The sequence below is a fragment of the Sorangium sp. So ce448 genome (assembly GCF_051520915.1).
In the GTDB taxonomy this organism is placed as follows: Bacteria; Myxococcota_A; Polyangia; order Polyangiales; family Polyangiaceae; genus Sorangium; species Sorangium cellulosum_B.
Genome location: NZ_CP150343.1, coordinates 4,615,142 through 4,641,986, shown reverse-complemented (window position 1 = coordinate 4,641,986; position 26,845 = coordinate 4,615,142). Strand labels below are relative to the sequence as shown.

Below are 26,845 nucleotides of genomic sequence, written 5' to 3'. Positions count from 1 at the left end.
CTGACGACCCTTTATGCGCTCGCGGGGCCCGCGTTCGCCGCCGCGCCGTGCCTTTCCTGCTGGGCAAGCGCGACTGATGGAAGGGGTGCATCGTGCATAGGCTGGGGGTTCCACACCAACCATCCCACGCACGATGCGCCTTCAATATTCTCAGGGTAGAGCCCGAACCTCGCGCCCGTCGGAGGAGGCGGGCTCGCCTGCTCGGCGAGCCCTGGTCCCCGTCACAGCCGCTGCGAGTAGTACTCGATGATCAGCTGAACCGCGATGGGGAACGGGATGCTCGTCTCGTCCGGCAGCGCGGCCACGCGCGCCTGCCGGGCGTCCTTGTCGACAGCGAGCCACGTGGGGGCTTCCATGTCCGTCCTCGCGAGGCCCTCCACGACGGTCCGGTGGTCACGGCGCTTCTCGCTCACGCTCACCGTCTCTCCGGTGGTGACGCGGTAGGACGGGATATCGACGCGCTTTCCGTTGATGAGCACGTGCCCGTGCGCCACCAGCTGCCGCGCGGCCGGGATGGTGCGCGCGAAGCCCGCGCGGAAGATGACGTTGTCGAGCCGCCGCTCGAGCAGCTCGATGAGCTTCGTCCCGGCGGCGAGATCGCTCCTGCGCGCCTCGAGCATGAGCGTCTTCAGCTGCGTGTCGGTGAGGCCATAGTTGAGCCTGACCTTCTGCTTCTCGCGGAGCCGCAGGGCGAACTCGCTGAGCTTCTTGCGGGCCTGTCCGTGCTGCCCGGGGGGGTAAGGCCTCCGCTCCGTCTTCCTGGCCGACAGCCCGGGGAGCTCGACCCCGAGCGCGCGCATGACCTTGACGCGAGGTCCGGTGTAACGGCTCATGCCCGGGCCCTCCCCAGGGACGCGCGCGCGTCGCGATGGTGGAGCGCGGCGCCGCAGGGCGCCGGTGCGTCAACGTAGTCCTGGATGTTCATCGAGCGTCTCTGTCCTTGTTCATGGGTCTTGCTGTTGCTTGTTATGGAGGTGTTATCGAGGGTGCCGTCGAGGGCTCACACGCGCCGGAGGTGGCGGAGGATCGGGAACTGCGCCTTGCGAAAGAAGCGCGCGAGTCCATTCGTGGTCCGGATGCGGGCGCCGAGCGGCTCGGGATAGTCGTTATCGCCCAGGACGCGCAGCCATGGAAACGTCTCGACGACGCCTCCCTCTCGGTGGAGCTCGACGTGACGCGCGCCCCTCGCCGCGGTGGGACGGAGCTGGAGGCACGGGCTCGCGTCGAGCAGGAGCTCCACGTCCTTGGCGAGGCGCAGGGAGACCTGGGTCAAGAAGGCGCCGATCCGCTCGGGGCCGAGATGGGAGAAGAGGCCGAGGCCGAGGATCAACGTGGGCCAGTCCTGCGCGTCGGCGAGCTGATCGATCCAGTGATCGCAGCCGGGGGACGCGGTGGCCAGCGCATACCGCGGCGTCTGCGGGGCGCGCCGGGACTTCCACGCGACCACGCGGGGAACGTCGATGTCGATCCAGTGGAGGTGCCCGTTGTCGACGCGCGAGAATCGGGTGCACGGCCCGGAGAAGAGCCCGATGGCCAGCCCGTCCGGGTGACGGCGGAAGAAGTCGTCCACGACGTCATCGACCAGCCGCGTGCGGGTCGCGAGGGGGCGGAGCTCCTGTTCCGTGAAGCCGGCGCGCTCGACCTCGAGCAAGCGAGCGAGCTGGCGCGCTTCCTCGTCGTGGAGCCCGAGGTCAGGAAACGCGTCGGAGGCGTACGCGCACGCGGCGACTCCCGCGAGCTCGCGTCGAGCAAACGAAGGGGCAGCGTCGATACTGAAAATCATTTTCATTTTCGTTACAGGGACGAGCGCCCTGTGTCAAGCGGCGAACAGCCGGCGATCAGCCGCGACCCACCCAGGTTGAGCTGCGGCGACCCCACCCAGGTTGAGCTGAGCTGCGGAGCCGCGACCCCACCCAGGTTGAGCTGCGGCGCCTCTCCCCGTCGCTGCGTGCTGCGACCCTGCCCGGCCCGCGCGCTTGCGGTCGTCCGCCCCGCCTCTTGACGGCTGACAGTCGAGAGCTATCTTTTAGATATATCTTTTAGAATATCGACCCGGCCGCCACAGGGCCGCCGGGCCGTGGAGCCGGGGTGGTCTGCGCACGAGCGCGCGGCAGCTGAGTGTTCGCCGCCGTGGTGGTCCGCCGCCGAGCCAGAGAGGGATTTTGTCTATGTTCTGGGGATACGAACACCATCACCATCACTGCGCAGGCCCGCGAGGGCCGAGGGGGGGTCCGTTCGGGAGGGGTCGGCCCGGCATGGGTGGCGGCCCGCCGGGCTGGTGGGGCGACTGGTTTGGAGGGCCGCCGCTCCGCGCCGATCGCGGCGGCGTGCGCTACCTCGTGCTCGACGTGCTCGCCGAGCGAGCTCGCCATGGCTACGAGGTCATCCAGGCGATCGAGCAGCGCAGCGGCGACACCTACCGGCCGAGCCCCGGCGTCATCTATCCGACGCTGCAGATGCTCGAGGAGCTCGGCCACGCGCGCGTCATCGAGGCCGAGGGGCGCAAGATCTACGAGATCACCGACGCGGGGCGCGAGGACCTCAAGGCGAACCGCGAGTACGTCGACGAGTTCTACGAGCGCTTCGTCGAGACCTCGTGGGAGCGCTTCGCCGAGGATTTCGGCGACGTCATGAAGCGCATCGGCTCGCTCATGAAGATGCTGCGCCACGCGATGCGCCGGGGGCGCATCACGCCCGCCGTGCTCGCGCGCACCGTGAAGGTGCTCGACAAGGCGGCGGCCGAGATCGAGGAGCTGCTCGCCGAAGATCCGGAGGGGCGCGCCGGCCGGCGCCCGTGATCCGCGCCGCCCTGGAATCAGGGCGCGACGCGCGCAGGCACGCTCTCGAAGCAGAACACCCGCCAGGCGTGTGGCTGGCCAGGACGCACGAGCTCCGTCACAGCGCCGCTCGTGAACTCCGCGACGACACCGCGCCAGAACGCCAGAGCGCCCCGGTTCCCCTCGGCGACGCGCACGGTCCACTTCCCGGGGAGGCCGTTCCACAGGAGGCACGCCGCCTGGCGGCCCACGCCAGAGCGGCGATAGCGGCGAAGGACGAAGAACTCGGCCACATCGAGGGTGTCCGCGTCCTCCACCGCCGGCGAACCGCGCGTCGCCAGCACAAACCCCGCGACACGCCCGCCGCATCGAATGAGAAACGCGAACCGCCGCTCCCGCTCCGACCAGTAGAGAGGGAGCCTGGGGTAACCGAAGCGCCCGTCCTGCCCCAGCTCGACCGCGGGGAACACATCGCTGAGATCGTGAATGTACAGCTCGAGAAGATTGGACAGGATCACCGCATCCGCCAGCGTCGCCGCGTCCAGAGAGACAGTCTGCGCATCTGCCATATCCAGCTCTCCCATCCGCCAGCGCGCGCTCGGGCGCTCCTCGACGGTGCCCAGCGCCTCGTCACACGCGTCGATCCACGACGACAGCCACCTTCACTCGCCAGCCGCGCGCCCCGCGACGCGGCCTGTGCCCTCGGTTCAGCCGATGAAGCCGCGCGCGCGGGCGATCGCCTCGATCGCCGGCCTCCGCCGCTCCAGCTCCTCGACGTCCTTGACGGGAAGGAACCGGGCCGCGAGGCCCTCGCGCGGGACGCGCACGAACCGGGCGGGCAGGCCGAAGGTGACCTCGTTCAGGATGCGCTCGAACTGGATCGCCTTGCGGTCGTCCACCTTCTTCTCGACCTCCACATAGATCCAGTCCAGCGCGAGCGCGCTGAGCGCCTCGGCGCTCGCCAGGAAGGTGTTGGTGTTGAAGACGGGCACGACCTTCGGATCGAACCCGACCGGTAGCCGGAAGTCCTCTGCCATCACCGGTCGGCCGTTCCACCGCATTGGCCCGCCGCCCTTGTCGCCGCCCTTGTCGACCACCTCGACGGAGAGGGGCCCGCCATGGCCGAGGTGCCAGCCGAGGAGGACCGGATCGACGGTCGCGCCGAGGTTGTCGAGGTTGGCGATCCAGACGATCTTCCCGCCGCGGGCGATGAAGCGGCCGAGGAGGCCGCTCTCGCGGAGGGCGTCCGGGAGATCGCCGTGGCCGGTGGCGTAGACGCTCGGCTCGCCCGCCTCGTCCAGGAACAGCCCGCCTTCCGGGGTCAGGCGCAGCGAGACGTGCTGCTCGAACGTTGCGCACAGATCGCCCGGCTCGTCGAGGCGCGGGCCGAGCGCCTCGCGGATCGGCCCGTTCGTCGCCTCGCTGGTCATCAGCCACAGCGGGACCGGGACCCCTGTCGTGCGCCGGAGGTGATCGCTCTCGGCGAGGCGCAGATCGAGGAAGGTCCGACCGGGCAGCACCTCGACGAGCGCCTTGACCACGCCCCCCATCCGGGTGGCCATCCCGCCGGCGAGGACGCAGAGGGCGACCTCGCCCCGTCGCAGCGCGGCCAGGCCCGCCTCGCGGCAGCGGGCGTGCTCGGGCGTGCCCTCGGCGGGCAGGTCGGCGACATCGCCGGGCGCGGGCGGCTCGACCGTGCCCTGGAGGCGGTTGCGGGCGTCCCGGTCCTTGCCGATGGACGCGGCCCACCCGGCGACGCGATCGGGGTCGAACCCGCGAGCCCGGAGGCGAGCGAGGAGAGGGCCAGGGAGCGCGGCGATCTGCTGGGTGAGGGAAGACACGGTATCCTCAAAAGACCACGAGGCGATGCGCGAGGCAACGGCATCGTGCATCCGGCCACGCCGTTCAGAATGGGCGCGCCTCCTGCTCGAGAGGCACCTCGCGCCTGCGCACACACCCGAGATCCGGATGGCGCTGAATGCGTCGTACGTGGCTCCCTGATGCCGCGTCGCTCGCCTGAAGATCGCCAGTTCCATTCCGAGAATGGCCCCTCTCCAGGAAATCACGCTGACCCGGGAGCCCCCGGTCCGGCTTCCGTCAGCGGCCGGTCGACTCCAGGAACAGCTCCTCCACCGCCGCCGCGGTCGCCGCGCGCTGGAGCCAGCGTCCCAGGACGTCCACGTCCGTCTCGCCGAGGATCCGGCCCCTCGCCTCCTCGCTCGCCGGGACGCCGCGCGCGTTCAGCAGCATCAGGATCGCCGCCGACAGCTGCCCCACCGCCTGCTCGGCCCGCGCCTGCTCCTGCTCGATCCGGGCCTCGGCGGCCTCGATCATCCCCTCCAGCTTGCCCACCAGCTCGCTGGCGGTGACCAGCTCAGCGGTATCCGCGTAAAAGCGGAGACGCCCCGCCTCCACTGCCAGATCCAGATCGAGGATCTCCGATCGGTACCGCCCGGCACGCGAGGGGATGCTCTCGTAGCGCCGCGCGCCGGTGGGCGGTAACCGGTGAGCTTTGAGGTGCCCGCGCGGGATGTCGTAGATGAAGTACTCGCGGATCCCGAGGGTCGCGTAGCGCACGACGTTATCGACGAAGTCCTTGCGCCAGTTGCCGGCGTAGTGCACCTCGATCGCGAGGTCGATCCCCTTGCCCTCGGCGCTGACCATCCAGCAGAGGCGCGGGGTGGGATCGACGTCGGTCACCGCGATCACGTCGGACGTGAAGCCCTTCTCGCCCGGATAGTGGACCTTCATCTCGGCGCCGATGTAGATGCGCCGCCCGCGCCGGCCGAACCAGGCGCGGAGCGTGTCGCGGGCTTCCACCTTGGCGTCGAAGTGCGGGTCCCCTTCGGCCATGGCCAGGCGCTCGTCGATCTCCTCCTGGGACATGGAGTCGACGAGCGCCGCGATCGCCTGCTGGCGCTGAGCGGGCGACATCGCGGCCCACTCGGCCTCCGTCGGGGCGCGCGGCGCCTCGGCCGGGATCGGCGCCGCTGCGGGGCCGACGGGCTTGCGGATGGGAGCCGACATCCCGCCCAGCATACCACCATTCCAGGGCGCGCCCGCCGAACGACCTGCGAGGCCGCGCCGCGGACGGCCCAGGGGCGCCCGGCGCTCGCGGGCGCGCTCACCCGAGGAACCGGAGCAAGATGTTGAGCAGCACGAGCACCACGACCATCCCGCCGCACACGAGCGCGACCTCTCTCCCGGACACACGCACCACGACGCGGCTGTCCTCGGCCCGCGCGGCGCCGTAGAGCGCGGCGGAGGCGCCGAACACCATGTAGAGGATGTCCTTGTAGGCCCACGAGAGGAAGAAGATGCCGATCAGCGCGCCGCACAGGCTCACGAAGATCGCCGGCGCGAACCGCCTCGCCGTGGGGCCGACTTCGACGTCGCCCAGCCAGATCGACAGCGGCACCTTGATCGACGCGTACAGGACGAGCGCGAACAGGCACATCCCGAGCAAGCCCGTCTCGGCTGCTGCGAGGAGATAGGAGTTGTGGGCGGTCAAGCCGAGCGACGACTCGTCGCCGAACTGCCCTGCGCCGACGCCGATCCCCCTGGTCCGGCGGATCAGCTCGAACGCCTCCCGGAGCAGCTCGACGCGCTCGCCCGAGCTCTCGCTCGCCTCCTCGCCGCTCCGGCCCCCGAGCAGGAGCATGGGCGGCCCGACGAAGCAGGCGGCGATGACGCCGAGGGTCCCGCTCCGGCGGATGAAGCTGATGCCGAGCACCGCCAGGTACACGATGACGCCCGAGCGCGAGCGCGACAGGACGACCATCGCGCCGATCGCCGCGATGACGGCCGTCACGGGGAGCGCGCGGAGCGCCCCGGCCACGCGCGAGATCAGCCGATCCGTGAGCAGGACGGGCAGCGTCAGCGCGCGGCGCGCCCCGCAGGCCCGCGCGGCCCCTGGCGCAGCGCCGCCGGACGGCGCGCCGGCCGACGGGGGTGGGCCCCCGCGGACGGACCTGCGCGGACGGCGCGGGCCGGAGCGCCGCTCGGCGAGCGCGATCGCGAGCGGGATCGACATTCCGGCCATCAGCGAGAGCTCGTTGGGATCGGCGAGCGAGCCGCGGTAGCGGACGCGGCCATCGATGGTCGACGTGCCGAGCGGCCCGGGGCGCTCGCACCGGTAGTTGCCGTCGGGTACGGGCGCCTCGATGCGGCAGTCGAGGTTGGTCTCGCAGGGGCGTCCATCCGGCTCGAGCTCGCCCTTGCCTTCCCAGTCATCGGGCGCCGCGATCATGCAGCCGTGGGGCTGGAACGCCTGCACGATCGCGACCACGGTCGTGAGGACGGCGCAGCCGACGAGCGTGATCGCCAGCGCCCGCAGCCCTCGCGGCGAGGCGGCGGCGACGGCGACGGCGACGAAGATGCCCGCGACGGTCGCGAGCTGCATTCCGCGCTCCTCGAGCGCGGTCGGGCGCTTCAGCGCGGTGGTCAGCGCTGCCCAGGCGAGGAACGCGAGCGCATAGACGACCTGAGGCGCGAGCGTCGGTTTGAGCCTCCGCCACACGACGTCGAGGGCGACGCAGAGCAGGGTGATCCCGAACGCCGCGTGCACGAGCGGAATCCCCGAGAGCGCGGGGATGAACTCCTGCGGCTTGATGATGACGAGCGCGCACAGCGCGCACACGACCCACGCTGCCATGGTGTGGCGCGCCGTTCGCGTGGCGCGCGCCGCGCACGGGCGGCCCGCGCCGCGCCCTCGTGACGGCCGCGCGGAGGCGCCCTGCGCGGGCGCGATGAGGCGCGGCGCGCATTCCCCCCTTCCGCGCGACGGATCTAGCACCGCGGGCCCGAGCGGCACGCGGGAAGAGCGCCAGTGCGCGCGCGAGGAGCAGGCGCGGAGCGCGGCGGCGGGATCGGCGCTTGCTGGAGCGCCATCGCATCAAGGAGGCTGGAAACCGCATGTGCTCCCGCTGTGTCCGGATTGCCCTGCTCTGCTCCGCGCTCACGGTCCTCATGGCGCTCCCGGGCTGCGGCGCGCGCGCACCACGCGTCGATTTCGATGCGGAGCGCCGCGCGACGAGCGCCTATGCGGTCGGCCCCGGCGACGTGCTGGAGGTGCGCGCCTGGAAGAACGAGGCGCTGAGCCAGCGCGTCACGGTGCGACCCGACGGGTTCATCACGATCCCGCTCGTCGGCGACGTCCTGGTGTCGGGGCGCACCGTCATGGGCATCGCCGAGGACATCGCGACGCAGGCCGCCAAGTTCTATCATGAGAAGCCGGTCGTCAGCGTCGAGGTGGCAGAGCTCCACAGCTACCGGGTCTACGTGATGGGCGAGGTGTCGCGTCCTGGCGAGTTCACGCCGAGGGCGCAGATCACCGTGCTCCAGGCGCTCGCCCTCGCGGGCGGATTCACGCGCTTCGCCGATCCCGACGAGGTGGTGATCGTCCGGCGCGACGCGATCGGCGAGCGCAGGATTCCGTTCGCGTTCGATGAGGTCGTCGGGAAAGGCGATCTCCGCGGGGATCTGCCGCTGCAAACGAACGATACGGTGGTGGTGCCGTAGGAAGGCCCGCATCGGCGACACGGCGTTCCGGGAGACGGCTTATCCGCATGCGGCGGCGGCGCGCGCGGGTGGGCAGCGTTCACGTCGCAGAGAGCCCGTCGCGCTTCGATGGGCGTCCTCCCCTGCCCCGCCGGACATCGTTGGATGATCGCCGCACCAAGTTCTGGCATCCTGGGCAGGATGCGCCCCGAGGCCACGCCGCTCGTCGCCGTATTGACCCTCGCGTTGCCGGTGATCGTCGCGGCGTGTTCCCCCGCGAGCCCTGGCCCCCCGGGCCCCGCCGGCAAGGCCACGGCGCCGAGCTCTCCGGTCCTCGCGGCAGCCAGCGCGCCTTCTGGCCCGGAAACCCCTGGGCCTGCCGGCGTGGCGTCCTCGGGGGCGGCGCGGGCCGATGGCGCGCAGGGCGCCGCGCCCTACCCCGCCCCAACCGAGCCGGTCCCCGCCATCTCGGCGGACGAGGCCGAGGCGATCCTGTTCCCGGGCGACGCCGCCGCCCACCGGGACGCCATCGACGCCTGCCGGCGCGGGAACGCCGGGACAGCGGCCGCGCCAAGCCCGGCGCACGAGCGCATCCGCTGCCTGCTCGCGCTCCGCTACCAGGGCGACCCGCAGGCCGCAGCGAGCGCGACCGCGCTCTTCGATCAGAACGGCAGCGTCGCCGGGCTGGAGCGGGAGCACATGATGGACGGCGGCTACCGCGGCATGCTCCACCTCGTCCCGGAGCTGCCGGTGCGCGCCGAGCGCCGCCACCTCGAGTGGACGGTGTCGGCGATCGCCGACTTCGACGCCTTCGTCGCGGATCTCGCGGCCGCGGCCAGCTCGCCCGTGCGCTACCGGCACCGCGCCCTCGCGCTCCGGTACTTCCGGTCCGTGCGGGCGCGGACGCCTTCCGCGTACGCCTCGGGCTGGACGGTCGCGTACAACCTCTCCGGCTCGCTCCATCGCTCCGCGGACGACGTGCGGGAGACGCTCTTCCACGAGCTCTTCCACCTGAACGACGGCGCGCACGGCGGGTGGTCCCAGGCGGCGCTCTCGCCGATCTACGACGGGATCGTCGCGCGCTGCGGGACGAGGATCTCCTGCCTCACACCGTACTCGCCGAACGAGACCATCGTGAAGGGCGGCACGTATTACTCGTTCCAGCCTGGAAACGGCGTGGTGGAGTACGCCGCCGAGCTGGCGATCCGCTACTACCGCGAGCAGCGCGCGGCGCTCCGCGGCAAGCGGCTCGCGAAGGCGCCGTTCAAGTGCGGCCCGCCGGAGAACGCGCGGGCGTGGTCGCTGCTCGCGAAAGAGTTCTTCGGCGGCGCAGATCGGGTGGCGCCCTGCCGGGAAGGCCCTCCGGCAGCGCCCTGAGCCACATCGCCGCGCGTGCTCTCATCGGCCCGCGCGCGGCGCATGCCATGACGATGGGACGCAATCCCCATCGGAGGCCCGGTCGCGCGCAGGCGCGTCACCCCGCCTGCGACCGGTGGACGATCGAGGGTCGCGGCAGATCGAGCTGCGGCATGGGATCGAAGAGCGAGCGCTCCGCGTCGGCGACCTCCTCGGCCGAGAAGGGCCGGAGGGTCTGGCAGAACTCGACCATGATGCCGTTGGGATCGATCGTGCAGATCGAGCGGCAGAACTCGCGATCTCGCTCGGTCACCTCGAGGCCGTGCGAGAGCCACCGCGCGAGCATCCGACCGTAGAACTCGCCCGTCGGGGCGCTGAAAGCCAGGTGGTTCATCCACACCGGCAGCCCGAGCCCTGTCGAGAGATCGGTCCTGAAGCGCCCCCGCACCGTCTCCTCGTGCAGATCCCAGAACGCCAGCAGCGGACCATCGGGCTCGCTGATCCGATACAGCGCGTGCCTCGCCCAGCCCCCGTCGCGGCTGCCCTCGTAAGGCACCGCGATGACCTTCACGAGACGGAACCCCATGACCCGGGTATAAAACCGGTGTGTGGCGACCAGATCGCTGGTCGCCAGCGCGATGTGATGCACCGCCATCGTCCCCCCCTTTGCGTGCACGTCGAGGATGCCACGAGCCGGAGCGGTCGTTCAAGCTGGATTTCGAGCGCGGCGGGATCGGCGCTGAGCCCCCGGGCGGCTGCGCTATCCTCGGCGCAGGCCATGTCCGACGGCGATCTCGTGTTCGCATCCATGCCCGCCGGGCTCATCGCCTTCGCCTCGTCGTGCGGAGTCCCGCAGGAGGAGCTCCTCCGGGCTGCCGGCGTCGCGCCCGAGGTCCTCGCCGCGCCCGACGAGCTCGTGCCGTATGCATCGCTCTTCTCGCTGTGGGAGGTCCTTCTCCAGCGCCTCCCCGGCGAGCCGCTCGGGCTGCGTTATGCGCGATGCATCCCGGTGTCGGTCGTCGGCATCGTGGGGCACGTCCTTCGCCACAGCGAGACCGTGCGGCAGGGCGTCGCCGTCTATGGCCGCTTCTGCCGGCTGATGGACCCGTACCTCCGCATCACCCTCGAGGAGCACGGCGGGGTCGCCCGGCTCGCTCTCGAGCACGAGCCGCGCGTCGTCGCCATGGCCGAGCCGATCGAGATGATGATCGCGACGCTCGCGCGCTTCATCGCGCTCTACCTCGGCGGGTCGGCGCGGCCGATCGAGGCGCTGTTCCGCCATCCTCGGCGGCACCCGCCGTCGCTCTACGAGGAGGCCATCGGGGCCCCGGCCCGCTTCGACGCGGGCGCCACGGGCCTCGTCTACGATGCGCGTTTGCTCGACGCGCCCCTGGTCGGCGCGGACCCGTCGGTACGCGATTACCTCGTTCGCCACGCCGAGCAGCTCCTCGCCGCGCGCGCCGCGCCCGCCAGCGCCGCGACGCTCGACGCGCGCGTGCGCGCCCGCATCGACGAGCGGCTCGACCGCGGCGACGTGGACCAGGAGGGGATCGCGCGCTCTCTGGGCATGAGCACGCGGTCGCTCCAGCGCGCGCTCAAGGACATCGGCACGTCGTTCACGGCGCAGCTCGACGAGGCCCGGCGGGAGAAGGCGCTCGATCTCGTCCGCCGGGCTGACCTGGCGCTCCAGGAGATCGCGTTCCTGCTCGGCTATGGCGAGCCGCGCCATTTCTACCGCAGCTTCCGTCGCTGGACGGGAACGACACCGGGAGAGTACCGGCGCGCCCGCGCCCGGTAGCTCCGTGGGTCAGAAATCTCCGCCAGGGATTGCTGGCGCGCGGAACCAGGGCGGCCGCGAAGCGGGATGCTCGGAAAAAAATTTGCTCCGCTCGTCGTGGGCGTTGCGCCCATCCTCGGATGTGACTACGGCGTTCGCCGGGCTGAACGACTTCGCATGACCCACGATGCTCCGCCTGAAGTGGTGAGCGACCGCTTCGACATGTTCACGCGCGCAGAGCGCCCGGATCTGGGCGCCCTGATGGATGTCGTCGTCGCGCAGGCATGGGCCGTGACGCCGTTCATCTACTCCAACGACGTCGAGGACGCCTATCTGGAGATCCTCAGGGAGACCCCCGCGTTCACGTTCGGCCTCGTCGAGAGGGCGACGGGGCGCCTGGCCGCGGTCGGCAACGCCGCGCCGATCGCCGTGCGGAGCGACGATCTGGCGGCGCTGCCCGACAGCGGCTGGAGGTGGCAGGTCCTCCGTGCGAAGGCGGTCCGCGACGGCGAGCCGCCAACCCACCTGGGCGCCTTCACCGCCTCGGTATCGCCGCTGTTCCGCGGCCAGGGCGTGAGCGCGCTCGTTCTCGCCGGCTTCAAGGCCCTGGCGAGGCGATCGGGCCTCGCCGGCGTGCTCGCCCCGGTGCGCCCCCCGTCCAAGGCATCCTGCCCGGGCATCGATATCGAGGAGTTCCTCGATCGCGCCCGCGAGGACGGGTTGCCCACCGATCCGTGGATCCGAACGCATGTCCGCATCGGGGGCCGGATCGCCGGGACTCCCCGTTGCGCCCTCGTGGTCGACCTGGAGCTCGATTTCTGGGAGGTCTGGCTCGGCAGGCCTATCCTGCCTTCCGAGCGGTCTTTCGAGATCCCCGGCGGCCTTGCCCCCGTGTACGTCCAGGGCCGGCGCGGACGTTATGAAGAGCCGGCTGTCTGGATCGTTCACTCGCTCTGACCCAGAGCTGCTGGACCGGACCGGCGATGTGGATTTCGGGCCCTATGGCCGCCCGGCACAGGCCTCGTCGCTGTCCCATCGGGGGTGCACCAGCCGCTCGGCGGTCGCAACCGTGCCTCGCGCGTCGGTCACCACCCCCCTGATCCGGAGCGGTTCTCCGATGGCACAAGCTGGCTCGCGGAGCACGGCCGGCCATCCGATGAACTCGCACCGGCCGTCCTCGATCTCCTCGAGCTCGATCCTCCCCCGGCTGGTCGTCGCCGAGGACGGGTCGCCGATCACGGTCGTCGTGACCTCGAGCTGGGCGCCCTCCGGCTCCAGGCCGAGCGTCCTGACGCTCGTCCACACGTGCCAGCCGCCCTGCGCGCCGTGGGCGAGCTCGACCTCCTGGCCGTCGGCCAGCGGCTCGAACTGCCACTCGCCGGTGCCGAGCTCGGCGATGCCCTGCGCCGGCGGCTCGTCCCCGCCGGCGCAGCCAGGAGCGAACGCGAGGAGCACGGCGAAACCGGCGGCGGAGGTCGAGCAGGTCACGGCGTGGACTCCTACGAGCGCCGGCGGCGGCGCGCGGCCGCCAGCAGCCCGAGCAGCGCGCCGCTGAGACCGACGGCGCCGCCAGCATGGCCGCCGGCGTTGCAGCCTCCAGAGGCGGCCCCGACGGCGGGCGGCGGCACATCGACCGGTCGGCCGCCCGGCAGCGAATCGGGCAGCTGCGGGACGCGCCTGTCGTAGAAGGACGTGGGGACGGGCTCGTCGGGAAGCACGCAGGTCGTCGTGCGGCCGCCGTCGGCGGCGATCGTGCCTACCGCCACATAACCGGTCGAACAGCGGCAGGTCGGCGTCATGTTCATCGGCACGCACTCGCCGTTCGCGCCGCAATCGAACGTCGCGCAAGGATCCGCGAGCGGCGGCGCGTCAGGGAGCGCCCGGTCACCCGGGTTGAGGAACGACATGCGGAGGTCCTGGCAGGTCACCGTCGGCCGACCCGACGGATCGCGCGTGGTGCGCGCCGTCGTCCCGGGCACGCACGCGCAGGCGGCGACGGGCTGGGCGCCGTCCGCGCCCTCGACGACGCGGCACAGGCCGCCTGCGCCGCACGCCGCGAAGTCGCACGGCGACGCGGCGCCGGCAGCCTCGGCGCCCGGCGGGCCCACGCACAGGTCGCGGTCATCGACGTAGCGCGGGAGCAGGCGGGTGTTCGACACAACGGGACCGTCGGTGCGCCGGAACATCGGATCGACGGTCATCTCCTCGGGCGACAGGCGGGTATAGAGCCGGGTGATCGTCGCGTTGCCCTCCAGCAGCGGCAGCAGCGCGTCACGCGCGGCCAGCTGATCCTCGTCCGAGGTCATCGTGTTGCGGACCTGCTCGGCGATGTCGGTCGTCGGTCCGCTCATCTCCGTGACGAAGCCTCGACCGCCGGCCTCGTCGACGCCGCGCGCGACGAGCGCCGTCCAGTTCGTCTGCACCGGCCACTGGTTCGCGCTCCAGACGATCTGGTTGTCGTCGATCTCGACGTCCGGCCAGTTGGCCGGCCCATAACGCCGGTCGCCGAGGATCATCACGGTGATGCCCATCTCCGGCTCGGCCGCGATCGCCGTCAGCCGGATCGGGATCGACGGAGACCCCGACGGAAGCGTGAAGCGGAACGGCTGGATGTCGGTGACCTCAGCGTCCGGCTGGAGCCGCAGCGCGAGGAACTTCATCCCCTCGCTCGTATAGATGCGGATGTACGGCAGCATCGCGTCGTTGACGCGGAAGTTGTTGTCGCGAAGCCAGGCGACGAGCGCCGTGGGATCGGTCGACTCGACAACGGCCACGTCATACGGCCCGACCTCTTCCCGGATGTGCACCGTGACGTCGCCGTCGTCGGTGCCGCCCGCGGTGGCCCCGCCCCCCGCGGCAGATTCGGGAAAGGCGGGGTAGCAGTTCGGGTCGTCGGGCCACTGGAACTGCGGGCCCGTCGCTGAATCGAGGGCGGTGAGCGCAAGCTGCGGGAACACAGCGAGGCTCTCCACCGCCGGCACCTCGGCCAGCGGAACCACCCAGGCGAAGTCCGGCGCCGCGCCGGCATACTGGATCTGCGTCACCATCGTGACCGAACCATCCTGGTTCGTCGCGAACAAGATCCGCTCCGCGGTCTGGTCCACCGGCTGTCGTCCGCAAAAGAATCCGCCGCACGCCTCGGCGGGTCGTGGCGCCGTCATCAGCGCCGCCGCCGCCGCCATCACCGGAGCCATCCATAGCTTGCGCATGGTCTACATCCTCCTCGCCCGACCGATCGGGCGAACGCCCCCAGGCAAACACGGTGCCATGCACAAGAAAAGGCGATTCCTGGGTACGACGCCCGAAGGTCAAAACACCACCCCGCGCTCGACCCCCATGCGGCCGTCAGCGCTCCTCACCGCATCAACGTGGCACGAGCCAGGCGTCGAACGGCGCGAAGTAGGCGCCCCCCTCGACCTCGTTGTCGGCGCGGTAGAGATCGAAGTCGGCCGGCAGGTCCGGGAAATCGGGGCTTGAGAAGCCGCGCACCTCCCAGGTCGAGTAGCGGTTGAACGTCTGCCCGAAATCGAACGGCAGCACGCCCGGCGGGAATACCGGATCGACGAAGCGCAGCCACACGCGCAGGCAGTCGGGATCGGCGGGATCCTCCTCGTCGCCGCCGTCGCACGCCTCGTGGAGCTGCGTCACCGCGATCGGACGATCGCCCGTGAACGTCACGTGCTCGAAGATGGCCGGCTTCTCCTGGATGAACACGTAAGCAAGGATCTTGATGTCATCGACGGTGCCCCCCTGCATGCGGGGCGTGTCGTCGAGCGGGATGGCCTTGACGCCGATCGACGCCAGCCCGTTGTCCACCGCCACGACGTCGCCGAACAGCAGCGGGTTCACGTAGGCACCCCAGAGGACGCCGTAGTGGCCGTTCGACCAGAACGCGTTGTCGCGGTACGCCGGCTGTGCGACCTCGAGGTTGTGCCAGATCATCGCGCCGTGCCCGCGGACGTGATGGGCGACGTTGCCGTCGAAGACGAAGTCCGCCGGCCGCCCCGATCCCCCCTCCTGCCAGCCGAAGCCGGAGACGTCCTCGCCTGTGCCGTCGTAGCCCACGCCGACGGCTACCGAGTCGCGCGCGCCCGAGCCCTCGCCGCCCGACACGGCGATGCCCGTCATGCGGTGGTCCACGCGGATGCAGCCGTCGACGCGCTCGGGGATGCCGACGCGCGCGGCCAGCACGTGGTCGAGCAGCACGCCGGACGGCGCCTTCTCGCGATCGTCGCAGAACGTGCCGCACGCGCCGTTGTCGTAGAACAGGCCGAAGCCCACCCCCTCGGTGTCGTAGCCGGCGACGTCGGTGATCTCGATGTCGTTCGACTGCTCGACCATGATGAAGTGGAGCTCGCCGCCCCAGATCGCCGCGTGACGCACGAACGAGCCCGCCGAGGCGTCCTTCTGCTGGTGGAACCAGAGCGGCGCGCGGCGGGCGGGGAGCGCGGTCCCCTCGGCGCCGCCGCTGCACGGGATCAGCGGGCCGAGCCAGCGGAGCTCCACGCTGTCGAGCTGCACGTGCCCCTGCTCGGCGACCAGGATGTGCGCGTGCGCGGTGTCGTCGGCCGAGCGGATGACCACGTTGCGCGACAGGTTCGCGGCCTCGGCGCGGCGCAGGCAGTCCGCGCAGCCGTCGTGAGCGAACGCCGGCGCGTGGGCCAGCGTCACCTCGTTCCCGTCGACGGCGGCGATGGTCCCCTCGTCGAACTGGTCGACCGCCACGTCGCCGCCGGCGAGCGGGGCCGAGGGGGTGAGGACGACGCGATCGCCGGCCTTCCACCCCGACGCGTCATCGACGGTGAACACGGCGTCGCCGTCCCCCGCGCCCTCGACGAGCTTCCCCCAGGCGCGCTTGGGCGCGCCGGCCGCGAGCAGGCGCCCGGCGCCCATGACCCACACCCCGACGTCGCCGTCGACGACGGAGATGGGCGTGTCGACCGACTGCGAGCCTTCCCCGCCCTCCGCCGCGCTGGGCGTGCCGGCGTACTCCTCGTCGTGCATGCCGGTGAAGATGATCTCGGCGGTCACGCCGTCGGGGATGCGGTCGTCCGGCGTGCCGTAGTCGACCGTCCCCTCCACGACCAGGTTGCCGTGCAGGGTCAGCGTGGCTGACGCCTCGCGCGACGCGCGCAGCGTACCGCCGGCCTGGACCAGGACCGTCCGCGCCTCGGCGGGGCAGTCGATGACAACGACCTTCCCTGACGGGATCACAACGTCGGTGTCCGCGCCGGAGGGCGCGCCGCCCCAGGTCGCGGCGTCGCAGAAGGAGCAGGACTCGCCGTCAGGGCAGTCGGCGGTCGAGCCATTGGGACCCTCGGGGCCATTCCCCGAGCTGCCGCAGGCCGCGAGCGCGGCGGCGGCCACGAGTGAGAGCGCGAGACGTGTTCGAACCATCGTTCCTCCCATCGCCGCCTAGGGACACGCCGCCAGGTCGGCGGCGACCTCGGGCGGCGCGAGCGCGCGCAGCTCCGCGCGCTCGTCGAGGGCGAGCCCCTCACACCCATCCCGCCAGGCGTTGCCAAGGACCACGTGATGATCGGACGTGAGCGTCCCGCCGCCGGCCAGGAACGCCGCCTCGCGCGCGAAGAAGCGGCGCAGCAGCGCGGCGCGGATCGGGCCGGGGACGCGCCGCAGCGGCACGGCGAGCAGGCGCACCGGCCCGCGATCGGTGCCGAAATCGTCGGCGAGCGCGCCCTGCGACTCCTCCAGGCTGCCGACGAGGTGGAGGTAGATGATCGTCCACGGGCCCGCGCCGGCGCCGTCGGCGGCGGTGAGGACGTCCTTCCAGTTCAGCGGTCGATCGCCCGACGTGTGGCCCCGACCCGGGTTGACCGCAGCCTGGGCCACCCACCAGGAGAAGGCCTGCGCCATCGCGTCGGGCACGGCGTCGGCCAAGGCCGCCTCGAAGAACGCGAAGCCGACCTCGTAGGGGAACGCGGGCCCGCCGTCGGGAAAGCCGTGGTCCGCGCCGTCGAAGCCGCCGTGGCGCCGCTGCCAGTCCCACAGCTTGATCGCGGCGTAGCGCAGGAGCTCCACGCGCCCGGCGTGATCACCGGTGGTGATGAGGATCTCCTTGCCGATCTGCACGGCGGCGGTCTCGAAGGCGCGCGCGGCCTCGAGCGTGCCGTCGCGCGCGAGCGCGGCCTGCGCCTCGGCGAGCCGGCCGTCGTCGCGCGTGAACCAGGTCTCGTCGATCCTGCGCGGCAGCCAGCGCATCCACGACGGCGTCTCGACGGGGAGCGCGATGGCCGAGGTGTCGAACGACGCGGCCAGGTCCCAGGCCGGGTCCTCGGGGAAGCCGCCGGGGAACAGCGCGGCGCCGAGCGCCTCGTCGGAGTCGAGCACGGCCTTATGCCCGGCGCCGGCCGCGCCTGCGTACAGCGGACCGGGCTGGAACGGCGCGTCGATCACGCGTCCGGCGGGGGGGACGGCCAGAGAGCGCACGTAGCTCGCGAGGTCGGCGGCCTCGGCGGGGGTGAACAGGTGGTGCTGGGCGCGCGCGATCAGGCTGTGATTGGAGAACGCGAAGTAGGCCAGGTCGGCGCCATCGTCGGCGTGGCAGCGCGCGCACACCGGCCCGCCGTCACGGCTCTCCTCGGCGAAGAAGCGCCGCCCGCGCTCGATGGCGTCGGCGCCGCCCGACGGCGCGGTCCAGGCGCCAGGGTCGTCGGCGGGCAGGTCGGCCGTCCCCCGCTGCCCCCCGGCCACCACGGCCACGTCGATCACGCGGAACCCGGATACGTCGCGAACCTGGCGGTCGTAGCGGAACACAACGCGGTTCGGGCCCGCGCGCAGCGTGCCCTCGGCGAGGGGGAGCGTGGCCGTCGCGTGGCCGCCCGACGGCCTGCGCAGCCCGGGCGCGGCGAGGTCGATCGGCGCCGCGTCGTTCACCACCACGTACGCCGCGCCGGCCTCGACGACGTTGTGCACCGTGAGCGCGAGCGCGGCGCCGGGCGCGGAGGCGACGTCGCCGGGGACGTCGATCGTGACCGCGACAGCGGCGCCCGGCGCGCCGAGGACTTCAATCGGGAGCGAGGTCGCGGTCGGGATCGCATCCTCGCTTCCATCCGGCGCGCACCCCGTCAGGACCACGGCGAGCGCAAGCTGGGCGAGCCGTCGCACGACCACAGCATATCAGCGGCCGCCGAGGGTTTCGTCAGGTTCAACGCCGAGGCACGACACACCCACATCCGCCCCGGGGGATCACACGCGCGAGCCGGTCGTCCAGACGCTGGATGTGCGCTTCCAGTCGCCCCCTTGGCACGGTGTCGACTCGGGCGCGGAGTTGCCGCAGATCGTCAATTGCGGATCCAGCGCCACCATGCCGGGAGGGAGCGGTTCGCTCGGGCTGAGCAACTGGGTTGGCGCCACGCGCCGCCGCGTTGGCATGGAGCGCACTTAACCTCCTTCGGACACCGCAGAAATAGCGCTCTTCTCGGCCGGGAGAGCAGCGCCCTCGCTGGTACGCGTGTTGCCAATATCACCCATGATGTGGCAAATGAGGTCTCTCCATCTCGCATGGTTGACGCTCGCCACCGTGGCGTGCGGCACGGATCCGGTGGCGGTAGACCCCCGGACAACCTCCCAGCTGGTCCTCGACGGAGGGCTCAGCGAGGAGCCCCCGCAGGTCATCGTGCTGGTCGTCGATGACGCGGACACGGCCGAAGCCGCGCAGCTCCGTGAGCGCGTCGCCCAGAGCGTGCGCGCAGGCCTCCTTGCCGTGATCGAATCGCGGTGGGGAACATGCGGCAGCGCGGATCCGGCCCAGTGGCACGCCGGCGATATTCGGCTGGTCGTCGCGCGGCCGAGCGCGCCCGACGCTGCGGCGCTCGTCACCTCGAGGGAAATCCCCGCGCTCGCGTGGACCACGCAGACCTCGCACGAGGAGGAGGTCGAGGCGGTGATGGCAGGCGTGACAGAGGCGCTGGGACAGCGGCTCGCGGAGCCCGGGGAGGAGTACCGCCCGCTACGGACGGCGACGCGCGCGCTGGAGCTCGTCACGGGCGCGCGCGCCCCCGTGGGGGAGGCCGAGGTAGCCCTCGTCAGGTCGCTGCCTCAGCACAGGATCGCGAGGCTGCTCGTCGCGAGCACGCGCGACGACGAGGGGCCCGGGCTCGTCGCCGACGAGGTACCCAGCCGGACAGCGCTGTCGATGACCCTGGACACGGAGGTGGTCGGGCCTTTCACCACGCCCGATTGGACCTGTCACGCCATCGACGAGGGCAGCGGGCGACTCGCGGCGTGGAGCGAGCTCGTGGGCGCGGACCCGATCGCCTCGAGCTGCGACGATCAGCACACGTGGGACATGCTCCTTCACCCGGGCTTTGCCGATTGCGGCTTCATCTGCCAGGCCCACCCGCTCGCCGTGGACGCCGGAGGCGTGGTCGCTTGCAAGGTCATGATCGATCAGGCCGATCTCGAGGGCTGCGATGCCGCGCCAGGTCGGCGCGATCCAGGCGGGCAGCCCACGTTCGTCGAGCGCGGCGGCAAGGTGCTGCGCCGCTGCGAGGTCGTGCAGCTCGCCGGCGCCGACCTGGAGAGCTGCCGGCATTCGCTCGATTGTCCAGGATGCCGGAGCGGCTTCTGCGCGACCGAGGTGCCGGAGCTCGTGTCGCAGAGGCGCTGCGGGCCCTCGGAGCACCCATGGCCGCTCCGGTTCATCGGCGGCGCGCTCGAAGGCCGTGGAGGGTGGATCACCATCACCTGCAGTACCGAAGAAGCGGAATGAGAGGCGACATCGCGCGGTGCGCCGTGCCGAAAGGAACCAGCTGGGTCGCGTTCAGTCGATGATCGTCCAGGTGGCCTTGGCGGTGCAGCCGTAGGCGTCGAGCGCGCCGGGGTGCGAGAGCGGGACGAGCTTGGTCTGCCCCTTGGCGAGCGGCCCGGTCACCGAGCGCGTGTAGGGCCCAGGATCGCCGTAGTAGTGCGTGACGGTGAAGGTGATCTTCGCCGTGTCCGGAACGCCAAAGAGCGAGGTGTTCTTGATCGCCGCGTTCGGGTTGAAGATGCTGGGAAACGTGATCGAGCAGGAGAGGTTCACCGTCTTCGTCACCGGGCCGCCGCCGTCATCCCCCCCCGGGGCCGATGATCGCCTCTGCGCCCTCACCCACGACCTCGGCGGCGTCGCTCGCGCCCTCATCGGCGCTGTCGCCGTCGAGCGGCTCGGCGATGCAGCCGACGAGCGAGAAGGATGAGATGAGCGAGCAGAGGAGCAGGTTCTTGAGCTTCATGGTGGTATATCCTTGGGTCGGGGGTTCACGCTCACGAGATCGCGTCTCGGCGGCCTCCGGCGATACCGAGTCGCCCGGGAGGCCCTCGTCGCTGTCTCGCGGCGTCGCATTCCGATAGAGCAACCGGCGGGCCAGGTTGTCGGGGCGCTTCGGGAGGCCGCCCGGCGCGCCCAGGATCCACCGGGAAGACGGCCTCTTTCGGGGTTTTCGCGCTCCTCCTCGCGGCGCCGGGGGGCGCCCGCGCGGCGCGGTGGAGGTCAGAGCCCCCACGCCGACGGCGCGAGCCTCCACCAGGTGTCCTCTCAGGAGCTCTCTGGCCCGCGAGGCCGCGGCCGGCTCAGGCGATGTGGTCGTTCGACGTGTCGGCGCCGCCCGCGCGCCCACGTCCCGCGGGCCGTGAAGGGAGCGCGGCGCCTTCGGTGCACGAGCCCGAGGAGTCGAGCGCCCGTCCGTCGCGATCCGGCGGCCTCCTTGACGGCGATCGGCGCCCCATGGGATCGTCCGACACGCAGGCCGAGGCGCATTTTTCCGAGGCGCGCAGCGCGCAGGGCGCTCCTCGGCGTCCAGGTGGCCCCGCCGTGGGCGGGGCGCCTCGGTGAAGCTCAAGGAGCGTTGGTGCTGGCACCGGGCGATCATCCCCCCTCTTTCTCCTCGGACCCTCCGAGGGGTCACGCCGCCTGCGTGGGGGTCCTGGTTGGCCCCTGCGTCGCGCTCGCCATCCTCGCGGGCAAGCACGTGGCCGTCCCCTGGTTCGTGGTGGAGGCGGGCTTGTTCGTCGCGCTCCTCTGCGTCGCCGCCGCGACCCGCAGCCCTGCGCTGCGCGTCTCCCTTCCCCTCTTCGTCTTTCCGCTCGCATACCTTTTCTTCCGAATGACCCGGGATGCGATGACGTGCCCCGACATTCCCCCTTCCTGGCACGTATGGCGAGAGTGGCTGCCGGCCATCGGGAGCGTGTTCGGGCTCATGTCCGCCCTCGTCGGCGCCCTCGGGGTGGTGTTCTTCGCTGCCATGGCGAGCACCATGGTCCACGTGCCGCCGCGCGCTCTCCACGCGGCGAGCATCGCCGTCCTCGCGCTGGCCACGGGCCTCATTGCCGTGTCGACCGCTCACGCCGTGCGAGAGCCCGATCCGGAGGATCACATCGCGTCCCTTCCGAGCATCGGAGTCGTCCCGCCCGTCGAGGGGGAGCCCTCGATGATCGCCGAGGGCCCGTCGGACCCGTCCGGACCGCCCCTCGTGACGCGCATCCACGACGTGACCATCGGCCGGCTGGGCGTGCGCCGGCTGTGCCCGAGCCTGTCCGAGAGGTGTTTTCTCGATGTGGAGGAGACCGGGAGGCCGTTCGACGCTCAGCTCGTGACGTGGCTGTCTCAGCGCGGCACGTACACGATGGTCGACCCCGAGGCGTGCCGGCAGCAGCCGGGCTGGATCGATCCCCGCGATTCTTTCATCATCCGCCAGGCGTCGCCGCTCGTTCGCAAGGCGTCTCTGTTCGCCAAGGGCCGCCAGCTGGACGAGCTGCTCGTGCTCGACGGAGCGATCTACGATGCCCATCGCGGCGGCGAAGCAGGTCCGGTCGTCCTCGCGGCGCCGCGGTTCTTCCCGATGCCCGCGTCCATGCGGCTCGTCGCAGACGTGCTCGGCGCTCACCGGCGCGCGATCGCCGTCGCGGCCTGCGGAGTGCTGCTCTCCGCGGTGCTGCTCCGCCATCGCTGGCGCGCCCGCCGCGCCCTCGCGCGGATCGCGGGGGCGAGGGTCGCGATACTCGAGGAAAACGGCTGGCTCGACTTCGCGGACGGCTCGCCTCCCGTGCGCGCCGCAGACCGCGGCTTGCCGCCCGGACCGGTCGTGGTCCTCGGACCGACGTCCGGGGGCACGTACCGGGGAGGGGCTCTCTGCGGCGCCGAGATCGTCGCCGGAGAGCAGGCCCGGCTGCTCGAGCGAGGGAGCGCGCGGATCGCGCGGCTCGACGTCCTCGTCTTCTTCGTCGCGGTGCTCGCGCCGCTGCCGCTGCTGACCATCGCGATCACGCTGAGCCTCTGGTAGCCCCCTGCCCGCCGTTGCGCGCCCCATGCGGGTGCTAGGGTGGCGCTCATGTCGAACGCGCTCCGAGCGACGCTCCTGAGCCTCTTCGGCAGCCTCGCCCCGAGCTGTGCCTCGCCGGGCCTGCTCGCCGCGACGGCGGCGCCCTCGGCGCCCGCAGATCTCGTGATCACCGCCGGCGTCGTCCGGACCATGGACCCCGGGAACCCGCGCGCCGAAGCGGTCGCCGTGCGCGGCGAGCGGATCGTCTTCGTGGGCAGCGCGGCCGGCGCGAAGGCCTTCGTCGGACCGGGGACGCGCGTCGAGGAGATGCCGGGGCGCGCGGTCGTGCCCGGTCTCGTCGACGGGCATGCCCATCTCTACGGGCTCGGGGTCGCGCTGGAGACGCTGAGCGTACGCGGCGCGAAGAGCGCCGAGGCGGCGGCGGCGCTCGTGGCCGAGGCGGCGAAGGCCCGCCCGAAGGCCGAGTGGATCACCGGGCGCGGCTGGGACCAGAACCACTGGCCGGGCGCCGCGTTCCCCACGCACGCCCCGCTCGACGCGGCGGCGCCGGAGCACCCGGTGGCGTTGCGCCGCGTCGACGGGCACGCGCTCTGGGCGAACGCCGCGGCGATGCGCGCGGCCGGGGTCGGCCGAGGCACGCAGGATCCGCCGGGCGGGCGCATCCTGCGCGATGCGGCGGGCGAGCCGACGGGCGTCTTCATCGACAACGCGATGGGCCTCATCGAGGCCAGGGTCCCGGCCGACCCGCCCGCCGTGCGCGAGCGGCGCATCCTGCGCGCGGCCGAGGAGGCGCTCTCGTCCGGGCTCACGGGCGTGCACGAGATGGGCATCGACGACGAGACGGTGGCCGTCTACCGGGCGCTCGCCGCCGCCGGGCGGCTGCCGATCCGCGTCACCGCGTACCTCGCGGGCGACGGGAACCTCGAGGGGCTGAAGGCGCGCGCGCCCGACGTGGACCCGACGGGCACGGCGATGTTCGTGCTGCGCGGGGTCAAGCTCTTCGCGGACGGCGCGCTCGGCTCGCGCGGCGCGGCGCTGCTCGCGCCGTACGCGGACGAGCCCTCGACGAGCGGGCTCCTGCTCATGGATCGCGAGGCGCTCGCGCGCGCGGCGCGGCTCGTCGCGGACGCGGGCTTCCAGCTCGCGGTGCACGCGATCGGCGACCGCGCCAACCGCGCCGTGCTCGACGCGTTCGAGGCGCTCGGCCCGGGACGGGCGGCGGCGCTGCGGTTCCGGGTGGAGCACGCGCAGATCCTCTCGCCCGACGATCTGCCGCGCTTCGCGGCGCTCGGGGTGATCGCCTCGATGCAGCCGACCCACGCGACGAGCGACATGCCGTGGGCGCCCGCGCGGCTCGGCGCCGATCGCCTGAAGGGCGCCTATGCCTGGCGGTCGCTCCTGTCGTCGGGCGCGCGCGTCGTGTTCGGCTCGGATTTCCCGGTAGAGGACGCCTCACCGCTGCTCGGCATCCATGCAGCCGTGACCCGGCAGGATCTCTCGGGCCACCCCCCGGGCGGGTGGATGCCCGAGGAGCGGCTCGACCTCGACGAGGCGCTCCTGGCCTTCACCGGGGCGCCCGCGTACGCGGCCTTCGCCGAGGGCCAGCGGGGCCGGATCGCGCCTGGCTACGTGGCCGATCTGACCGTCCTCGGCCGCGATCTCTCGCCCGATCGCTCGCTCGTCGACACGCCGATCGACATGGTGGTCGTCGGCGGCCGCGTGGCGCGCGCGCCGGCGCCGCGGTGAGCGGCGCGCGCTGCGCTTCGTCCGGACCGCCATGCGACCTCACGGCCGGCGCATGCAAACGACGAACGAAAGGAGGAATGAGCACCTATGCTTGCACGCTACCAGATCGTCCGCGGGCGCCGTCCGGAGGGTGATCCGCTGCCAGAGGGCAGGCGGTACGACACGCGCAAACACACGCACCACGTCCTGAGGCCCACCCCGGAGATCGTCGAAGAGTTCCTGTCGGATCCCTCGCAAGCTGGCTTCAAGAGGTTTCGCGCCGCCTACTTTGCGGTACTCGACAAGAGATTTACGGAGCAACGGGAGCACTTCGACGCGCTGGCTCAGGAGGCCCTGCAAGGCGACGTGTTCCTCGGCTGCAACTGCCCCACGGCGCGCCAGCCCGACGTGCGGCATTGCCACACGTGGCTGGCGCTGGAGTACCTCGCCCGCAAGTACCCGGACCTGGACGTGAGGTTCGATGCGCGGTGAGCGGCGTTCCCTCCTGCCCGCGGCGAGCGAGGCCGCTCGGGCGTCGGGCTTTCCCTGGGTGCGGCGAGGGCCCCGCGGCTCAGCGCCGCATCCGTGAGCAGCAGTCGTCCGCCTCGGGAGCGGCGGCCGCGGGCCGCGCGCCGCTCGAGTCGGACAGGTCCTCCTGCTCGTCGGGGTAGCGGATGCGCTCGTCGCCGGCCTTGGCGCCCAGCCCGGTGCTGCGCCCCTTGGGCTCTTCCCATTCCTCCTGGCGCCCGAGCGCGGTAGCGCCGGCCGACTCCGACGGGGTGGTCACGAGGCCTTGGTCGGACGGACACCGCGCGGCGCGCCCCCGCCTGGCGCCGTCCGTCGTAACATTGGCGCCCGACGCCGCTGCCGCAGCGGCGCGCCGAGCCCATCCTTGCGTCGATCCCGGTGAGGCGCCGCGCGCCCCCGGGATCGAGCCCCCGCCGAGGTACGCCATGAGCCAGTTGCCCCGAGGCCCGCGCAGCCGACTTCTCACGACCTACAAGTTCCTCACCCGTCCGTTCGAGTTCCTCACGCATTGCGCCGCCACCTACGGCGATGTCTTCAACGTCCCCGTGCTCAGCGGCGACGTCGTGATCGCCGGAGGCCCCAGGACGGTGCAGGACGTGATGACGGCGCCGCCCGAGACCTTCCTTCCCTTCGCCACCAAGGCGATCGCGCCGCTCGTGGGGGAGCACTCGCTGCTCATGCTCTCGGACGAGCGCCACAGGCGAGAGCGGAAGCTGCTGACGCCGCCGTTCCACGGCGATCGCATGCGCGCCTACGCGGCGGCGATGGCGGACACCGCCGCCCGCCGGCTCACCGAGGCGGCGCGCGCGCCCCGCGCCATCGCCCAGGAGCTCACGCAGGCGATCTCGCTCGACGTCATCATCCGCGCCGTCTTCGGCGTGGAGGAGCCGTCTCGAACGAGCGCGTTCGCTCAGGCCGTCGTCGCCATGACCGACGCGCTGACCCCGGCGCTGACCTTCCTGCCGCCCTTGCAGCGGGAGCTCGGCGGCATCGGCCCCTACGCGCGCTTCCGCCGGCGCGTAGGCGACCTGGACGCCCTGTTCCGGGCGCAGATCGAGCGGGCGCGCGCGGCCCCGGGCGACGACATCCTGAGCCTCATGGTCTCGGCGCGTTACGACGACGGATCGCGCATGAGCGATCAGGCCATCTTCGACGAGCTCCGGACGCTGCTGTTCGCCGGGCACGAGACCACGGCGCTCGCCCTCGCGTGGGCCCTCGATCACGTGCACCGTCACCCCGGCGTCCTCGCGCGCCTCCGCGACGAGATCGACGCCCTCGGCCCGGAGCCCGACCCCGAGCGCCTCGCTGCCCTGCCCTACCTGGACGCCGTGTGCAAGGAGGCGCTGCGCATCTATCCGATCGTCACCGAGTCCCCGCGCCTCCTGGCGCAGCCGTTCCGCCTCGGCGAGCACGAGCTCCTGCCGGGAACGGGGGTGGCGCCCTGCATCCTGCTCGTGCACCACCACCCCGAGCTCTACCCCGAGCCGTCCCGGTTCAGGCCAGAGCGCTTCCTGGAGCGAAAGTTCTCGCCGTTCGAGTACCTGCCGTTCGGCGGCGGACACCGCCGCTGCATCGGCGCGGCCTTCGCGATGTTCGAGATGAAGATCGTGCTCGGCTTGGCGCTGTCAGCATGCGAGTTCAGCCTGCTCGACGAGCGTCCGCCCCGCCCCGTGCGCCGCAACCTGACGCTGAGCCCGTCGGGCGGCGTCCCGCTCGTCGTGCGCGCCCGGGGGCGGAGCCGCCTTTACGCCGCCGCCTGATCCTGGCGCGAGGAGGCGCAGGGGAAGCCCCGGCACGGGAATGCGCCGCCGTGGATGACACGACACGGCGGACATGGAGGAGAGAGAGAACATCACGACATAAAACCTCCGTGCTCTCGGCGCTTTGGCGATCGTCAGGGGTGG

Annotated in this window: 23 protein-coding genes and 1 pseudogene; 10 read left to right on the top strand and 14 right to left on the bottom strand. The window is 71.9% G+C overall.

Annotated elements, in window-relative coordinates:
* Window positions 1-221: 221 nt before the first annotated feature.
* Both rpsD and WMF45_RS17665 read right to left on the bottom strand, forming a co-directional pair.
* Complete coding sequence (rpsD, locus tag WMF45_RS17670; protein WP_437718045.1) at window positions 222-833, bottom strand: 30S ribosomal protein S4; 612 nt, start codon at window positions 831-833, stop codon at window positions 222-224.
* Between the two features lie 167 nt (window positions 834-1,000).
* The gene (locus tag WMF45_RS17665; protein ID WP_437718044.1) at window positions 1,001-1,783 is read right to left on the bottom strand and encodes a class I SAM-dependent methyltransferase; all 783 of its coding nucleotides are present in this window, start codon (window positions 1,781-1,783) and stop codon (window positions 1,001-1,003) included.
* A 472-nt stretch (window positions 1,784-2,255) separates the two neighbouring features.
* On the opposite strand from WMF45_RS17665, the gene WMF45_RS17660 reads away from it, so the two are divergent.
* Window positions 2,256-2,798 (top strand): PadR family transcriptional regulator, encoded by a 543-nt coding sequence (locus WMF45_RS17660; protein WP_231864867.1) that lies wholly within the window; start codon window positions 2,256-2,258, stop codon window positions 2,796-2,798.
* Between the two features lie 17 nt (window positions 2,799-2,815).
* Here the strand turns inward: WMF45_RS17660 and WMF45_RS17655 are convergent, their stop codons facing one another.
* The 4 genes from WMF45_RS17655 to WMF45_RS17640 form a co-directional block, all read right to left on the bottom strand.
* Window positions 2,816-3,346, bottom strand: a complete 531-nt coding sequence (locus tag WMF45_RS17655) for a GNAT family N-acetyltransferase (protein WP_437718043.1) — start codon at window positions 3,344-3,346, stop codon at window positions 2,816-2,818.
* Between the two features lie 138 nt (window positions 3,347-3,484).
* Window positions 3,485-4,618 (bottom strand): UTP--glucose-1-phosphate uridylyltransferase, encoded by a 1,134-nt coding sequence (locus WMF45_RS17650; RefSeq protein ID WP_437718042.1) that lies wholly within the window; start codon window positions 4,616-4,618, stop codon window positions 3,485-3,487.
* A gap of 256 nt (window positions 4,619-4,874) precedes the next feature.
* Window positions 4,875-5,804: a Uma2 family endonuclease gene (locus tag WMF45_RS17645; RefSeq protein WP_437718041.1), complete on the bottom strand. Its 930-nt coding sequence runs from the start codon at window positions 5,802-5,804 to the stop codon at window positions 4,875-4,877.
* Window positions 5,805-5,901: 97 nt separating this feature from the next.
* The gene (locus WMF45_RS17640) at window positions 5,902-7,431 is read right to left on the bottom strand and encodes an O-antigen ligase family protein (protein ID WP_437718040.1); all 1,530 of its coding nucleotides are present in this window, start codon (window positions 7,429-7,431) and stop codon (window positions 5,902-5,904) included.
* 260 nt (window positions 7,432-7,691) lie between these two features.
* Here WMF45_RS17640 and WMF45_RS17635 point away from each other — a divergent pair, with 260 nt between their 5' ends.
* A complete protein-coding gene (locus WMF45_RS17635) occupies window positions 7,692-8,297 on the top strand; it encodes a polysaccharide biosynthesis/export family protein (RefSeq protein WP_437718039.1) in 606 nt (201 codons plus the stop codon).
* Between the two features lie 180 nt (window positions 8,298-8,477).
* Window positions 8,478-9,653 carry a hypothetical protein gene (locus tag WMF45_RS17630; RefSeq protein ID WP_437718038.1) on the top strand — a complete coding sequence of 392 codons (1,176 nt, stop codon included), beginning with the start codon at window positions 8,478-8,480 and terminating at the stop codon, window positions 9,651-9,653.
* A gap of 97 nt (window positions 9,654-9,750) precedes the next feature.
* On the opposite strand, the gene WMF45_RS17625 is transcribed toward WMF45_RS17630, so the two are convergent.
* On the bottom strand, window positions 9,751-10,287 hold the full coding sequence (locus WMF45_RS17625) for a VOC family protein (RefSeq protein WP_437718037.1): 537 nt from the start codon (window positions 10,285-10,287) through the stop codon (window positions 9,751-9,753).
* Between the two features lie 123 nt (window positions 10,288-10,410).
* Between WMF45_RS17625 and WMF45_RS17620 the strand changes: the two genes are divergently transcribed.
* A complete protein-coding gene (locus tag WMF45_RS17620; RefSeq protein ID WP_437718036.1) occupies window positions 10,411-11,430 on the top strand; it encodes an AraC family transcriptional regulator in 1,020 nt (339 codons plus the stop codon).
* A gap of 156 nt (window positions 11,431-11,586) precedes the next feature.
* Window positions 11,587-12,366, top strand: a complete 780-nt coding sequence (locus WMF45_RS17615; protein ID WP_437718035.1) for a hypothetical protein — start codon at window positions 11,587-11,589, stop codon at window positions 12,364-12,366.
* Between the two features lie 42 nt (window positions 12,367-12,408).
* Here WMF45_RS17615 and WMF45_RS17610 read toward each other — a convergent pair whose 3' ends face one another.
* From WMF45_RS17610 to WMF45_RS17595, 4 genes are all read right to left on the bottom strand, one after another.
* On the bottom strand, window positions 12,409-12,897 hold the full coding sequence (locus WMF45_RS17610; protein ID WP_437718034.1) for a hypothetical protein: 489 nt from the start codon (window positions 12,895-12,897) through the stop codon (window positions 12,409-12,411).
* Window positions 12,898-12,908: 11 nt separating this feature from the next.
* On the bottom strand, window positions 12,909-14,618 hold the full coding sequence (locus tag WMF45_RS17605; RefSeq protein ID WP_437718033.1) for a DUF2330 domain-containing protein: 1,710 nt from the start codon (window positions 14,616-14,618) through the stop codon (window positions 12,909-12,911).
* Between the two features lie 154 nt (window positions 14,619-14,772).
* A complete protein-coding gene (locus WMF45_RS17600) occupies window positions 14,773-16,806 on the bottom strand; it encodes a G8 domain-containing protein (RefSeq protein WP_437718032.1) in 2,034 nt (677 codons plus the stop codon).
* Between the two features lie 18 nt (window positions 16,807-16,824).
* On the bottom strand, window positions 16,825-18,534 hold the full coding sequence (locus WMF45_RS17595) for a hypothetical protein (protein ID WP_437718031.1): 1,710 nt from the start codon (window positions 18,532-18,534) through the stop codon (window positions 16,825-16,827).
* Window positions 18,535-18,910: 376 nt separating this feature from the next.
* On the opposite strand from WMF45_RS17595, the gene WMF45_RS17590 reads away from it, so the two are divergent.
* A complete protein-coding gene (locus tag WMF45_RS17590) occupies window positions 18,911-20,140 on the top strand; it encodes a hypothetical protein (RefSeq protein WP_437718030.1) in 1,230 nt (409 codons plus the stop codon).
* A gap of 51 nt (window positions 20,141-20,191) precedes the next feature.
* Here WMF45_RS17590 and WMF45_RS17585 read toward each other — a convergent pair whose 3' ends face one another.
* Together WMF45_RS17585 and WMF45_RS17580 are read right to left on the bottom strand one after the other, a co-directional pair.
* Window positions 20,192-20,464, bottom strand: coding sequence for a hypothetical protein (locus WMF45_RS17585; RefSeq protein WP_437718029.1), 273 nt, complete (start codon window positions 20,462-20,464; stop codon window positions 20,192-20,194).
* A 13-nt stretch (window positions 20,465-20,477) separates the two neighbouring features.
* On the bottom strand, window positions 20,478-20,642 hold the full coding sequence (locus tag WMF45_RS17580; protein WP_437718028.1) for a hypothetical protein: 165 nt from the start codon (window positions 20,640-20,642) through the stop codon (window positions 20,478-20,480).
* Window positions 20,643-21,323: 681 nt separating this feature from the next.
* Here WMF45_RS17580 and WMF45_RS17575 point away from each other — a divergent pair.
* From WMF45_RS17575 to WMF45_RS17565, 3 genes are all read left to right on the top strand, one after another.
* On the top strand, window positions 21,324-22,688 hold the full coding sequence (locus WMF45_RS17575; protein ID WP_437718027.1) for a hypothetical protein: 1,365 nt from the start codon (window positions 21,324-21,326) through the stop codon (window positions 22,686-22,688).
* Window positions 22,689-22,736: 48 nt separating this feature from the next.
* Window positions 22,737-24,434: an amidohydrolase gene (locus tag WMF45_RS17570; protein ID WP_437718026.1), complete on the top strand. Its 1,698-nt coding sequence runs from the start codon at window positions 22,737-22,739 to the stop codon at window positions 24,432-24,434.
* An 87-nt stretch (window positions 24,435-24,521) separates the two neighbouring features.
* Window positions 24,522-24,905, top strand: coding sequence for a hypothetical protein (locus tag WMF45_RS17565; protein WP_437718025.1), 384 nt, complete (start codon window positions 24,522-24,524; stop codon window positions 24,903-24,905).
* Window positions 24,906-24,984: 79 nt separating this feature from the next.
* On the opposite strand, the pseudogene WMF45_RS17560 reads toward WMF45_RS17565, so the two are convergent.
* Window positions 24,985-25,170 (bottom strand): annotated as a pseudogene (locus WMF45_RS17560) (DUF899 domain-containing protein); the annotation flags it as partial.
* Between the two features lie 196 nt (window positions 25,171-25,366).
* Here WMF45_RS17560 and WMF45_RS17555 point away from each other — a divergent pair.
* Window positions 25,367-26,701 (top strand): cytochrome P450, encoded by a 1,335-nt coding sequence (locus tag WMF45_RS17555; RefSeq protein WP_437718024.1) that lies wholly within the window; start codon window positions 25,367-25,369, stop codon window positions 26,699-26,701.
* Window positions 26,702-26,845: the final 144 nt, after the last annotated feature.

Bases quoted from the DNA above. Each gene is read 5' to 3' on its own strand.
- rpsD (WP_437718045.1), bottom strand. From the start codon at position 833: ATGAGCCGTTACACCGGACCTCGCGTCAAGGTCATGCGCGCGCTCGGG.
- WMF45_RS17665 (WP_437718044.1), bottom strand. From the start codon at position 1,783: ATGATTTTCAGTATCGACGCTGCCCCTTCGTTTGCTCGACGCGAGCTC.
- WMF45_RS17660 (WP_231864867.1), top strand. From the start codon at position 2,256: ATGGGTGGCGGCCCGCCGGGCTGGTGGGGCGACTGGTTTGGAGGGCCG.
- WMF45_RS17655 (WP_437718043.1), bottom strand. From the start codon at position 3,346: ATGGCAGATGCGCAGACTGTCTCTCTGGACGCGGCGACGCTGGCGGAT.
- WMF45_RS17645 (WP_437718041.1), bottom strand. From the start codon at position 5,804: ATGTCGGCTCCCATCCGCAAGCCCGTCGGCCCCGCAGCGGCGCCGATC.
- WMF45_RS17640 (WP_437718040.1), bottom strand. From the start codon at position 7,431: ATGGCAGCGTGGGTCGTGTGCGCGCTGTGCGCGCTCGTCATCATCAAG.
- WMF45_RS17635 (WP_437718039.1), top strand. From the start codon at position 7,692: ATGTGCTCCCGCTGTGTCCGGATTGCCCTGCTCTGCTCCGCGCTCACG.
- WMF45_RS17630 (WP_437718038.1), top strand. From the start codon at position 8,478: ATGCGCCCCGAGGCCACGCCGCTCGTCGCCGTATTGACCCTCGCGTTG.
- WMF45_RS17625 (WP_437718037.1), bottom strand. From the start codon at position 10,287: ATGGCGGTGCATCACATCGCGCTGGCGACCAGCGATCTGGTCGCCACA.
- WMF45_RS17620 (WP_437718036.1), top strand. From the start codon at position 10,411: ATGTCCGACGGCGATCTCGTGTTCGCATCCATGCCCGCCGGGCTCATC.
- WMF45_RS17615 (WP_437718035.1), top strand. From the start codon at position 11,587: ATGACCCACGATGCTCCGCCTGAAGTGGTGAGCGACCGCTTCGACATG.
- WMF45_RS17605 (WP_437718033.1), bottom strand. From the start codon at position 14,618: ATGCGCAAGCTATGGATGGCTCCGGTGATGGCGGCGGCGGCGGCGCTG.
- WMF45_RS17600 (WP_437718032.1), bottom strand. From the start codon at position 16,806: ATGGTTCGAACACGTCTCGCGCTCTCACTCGTGGCCGCCGCCGCGCTC.
- WMF45_RS17590 (WP_437718030.1), top strand. From the start codon at position 18,911: ATGAGGTCTCTCCATCTCGCATGGTTGACGCTCGCCACCGTGGCGTGC.
- WMF45_RS17580 (WP_437718028.1), bottom strand. From the start codon at position 20,642: ATGAAGCTCAAGAACCTGCTCCTCTGCTCGCTCATCTCATCCTTCTCG.
- WMF45_RS17570 (WP_437718026.1), top strand. From the start codon at position 22,737: ATGTCGAACGCGCTCCGAGCGACGCTCCTGAGCCTCTTCGGCAGCCTC.
- WMF45_RS17565 (WP_437718025.1), top strand. From the start codon at position 24,522: ATGCTTGCACGCTACCAGATCGTCCGCGGGCGCCGTCCGGAGGGTGAT.
- WMF45_RS17555 (WP_437718024.1), top strand. From the start codon at position 25,367: ATGAGCCAGTTGCCCCGAGGCCCGCGCAGCCGACTTCTCACGACCTAC.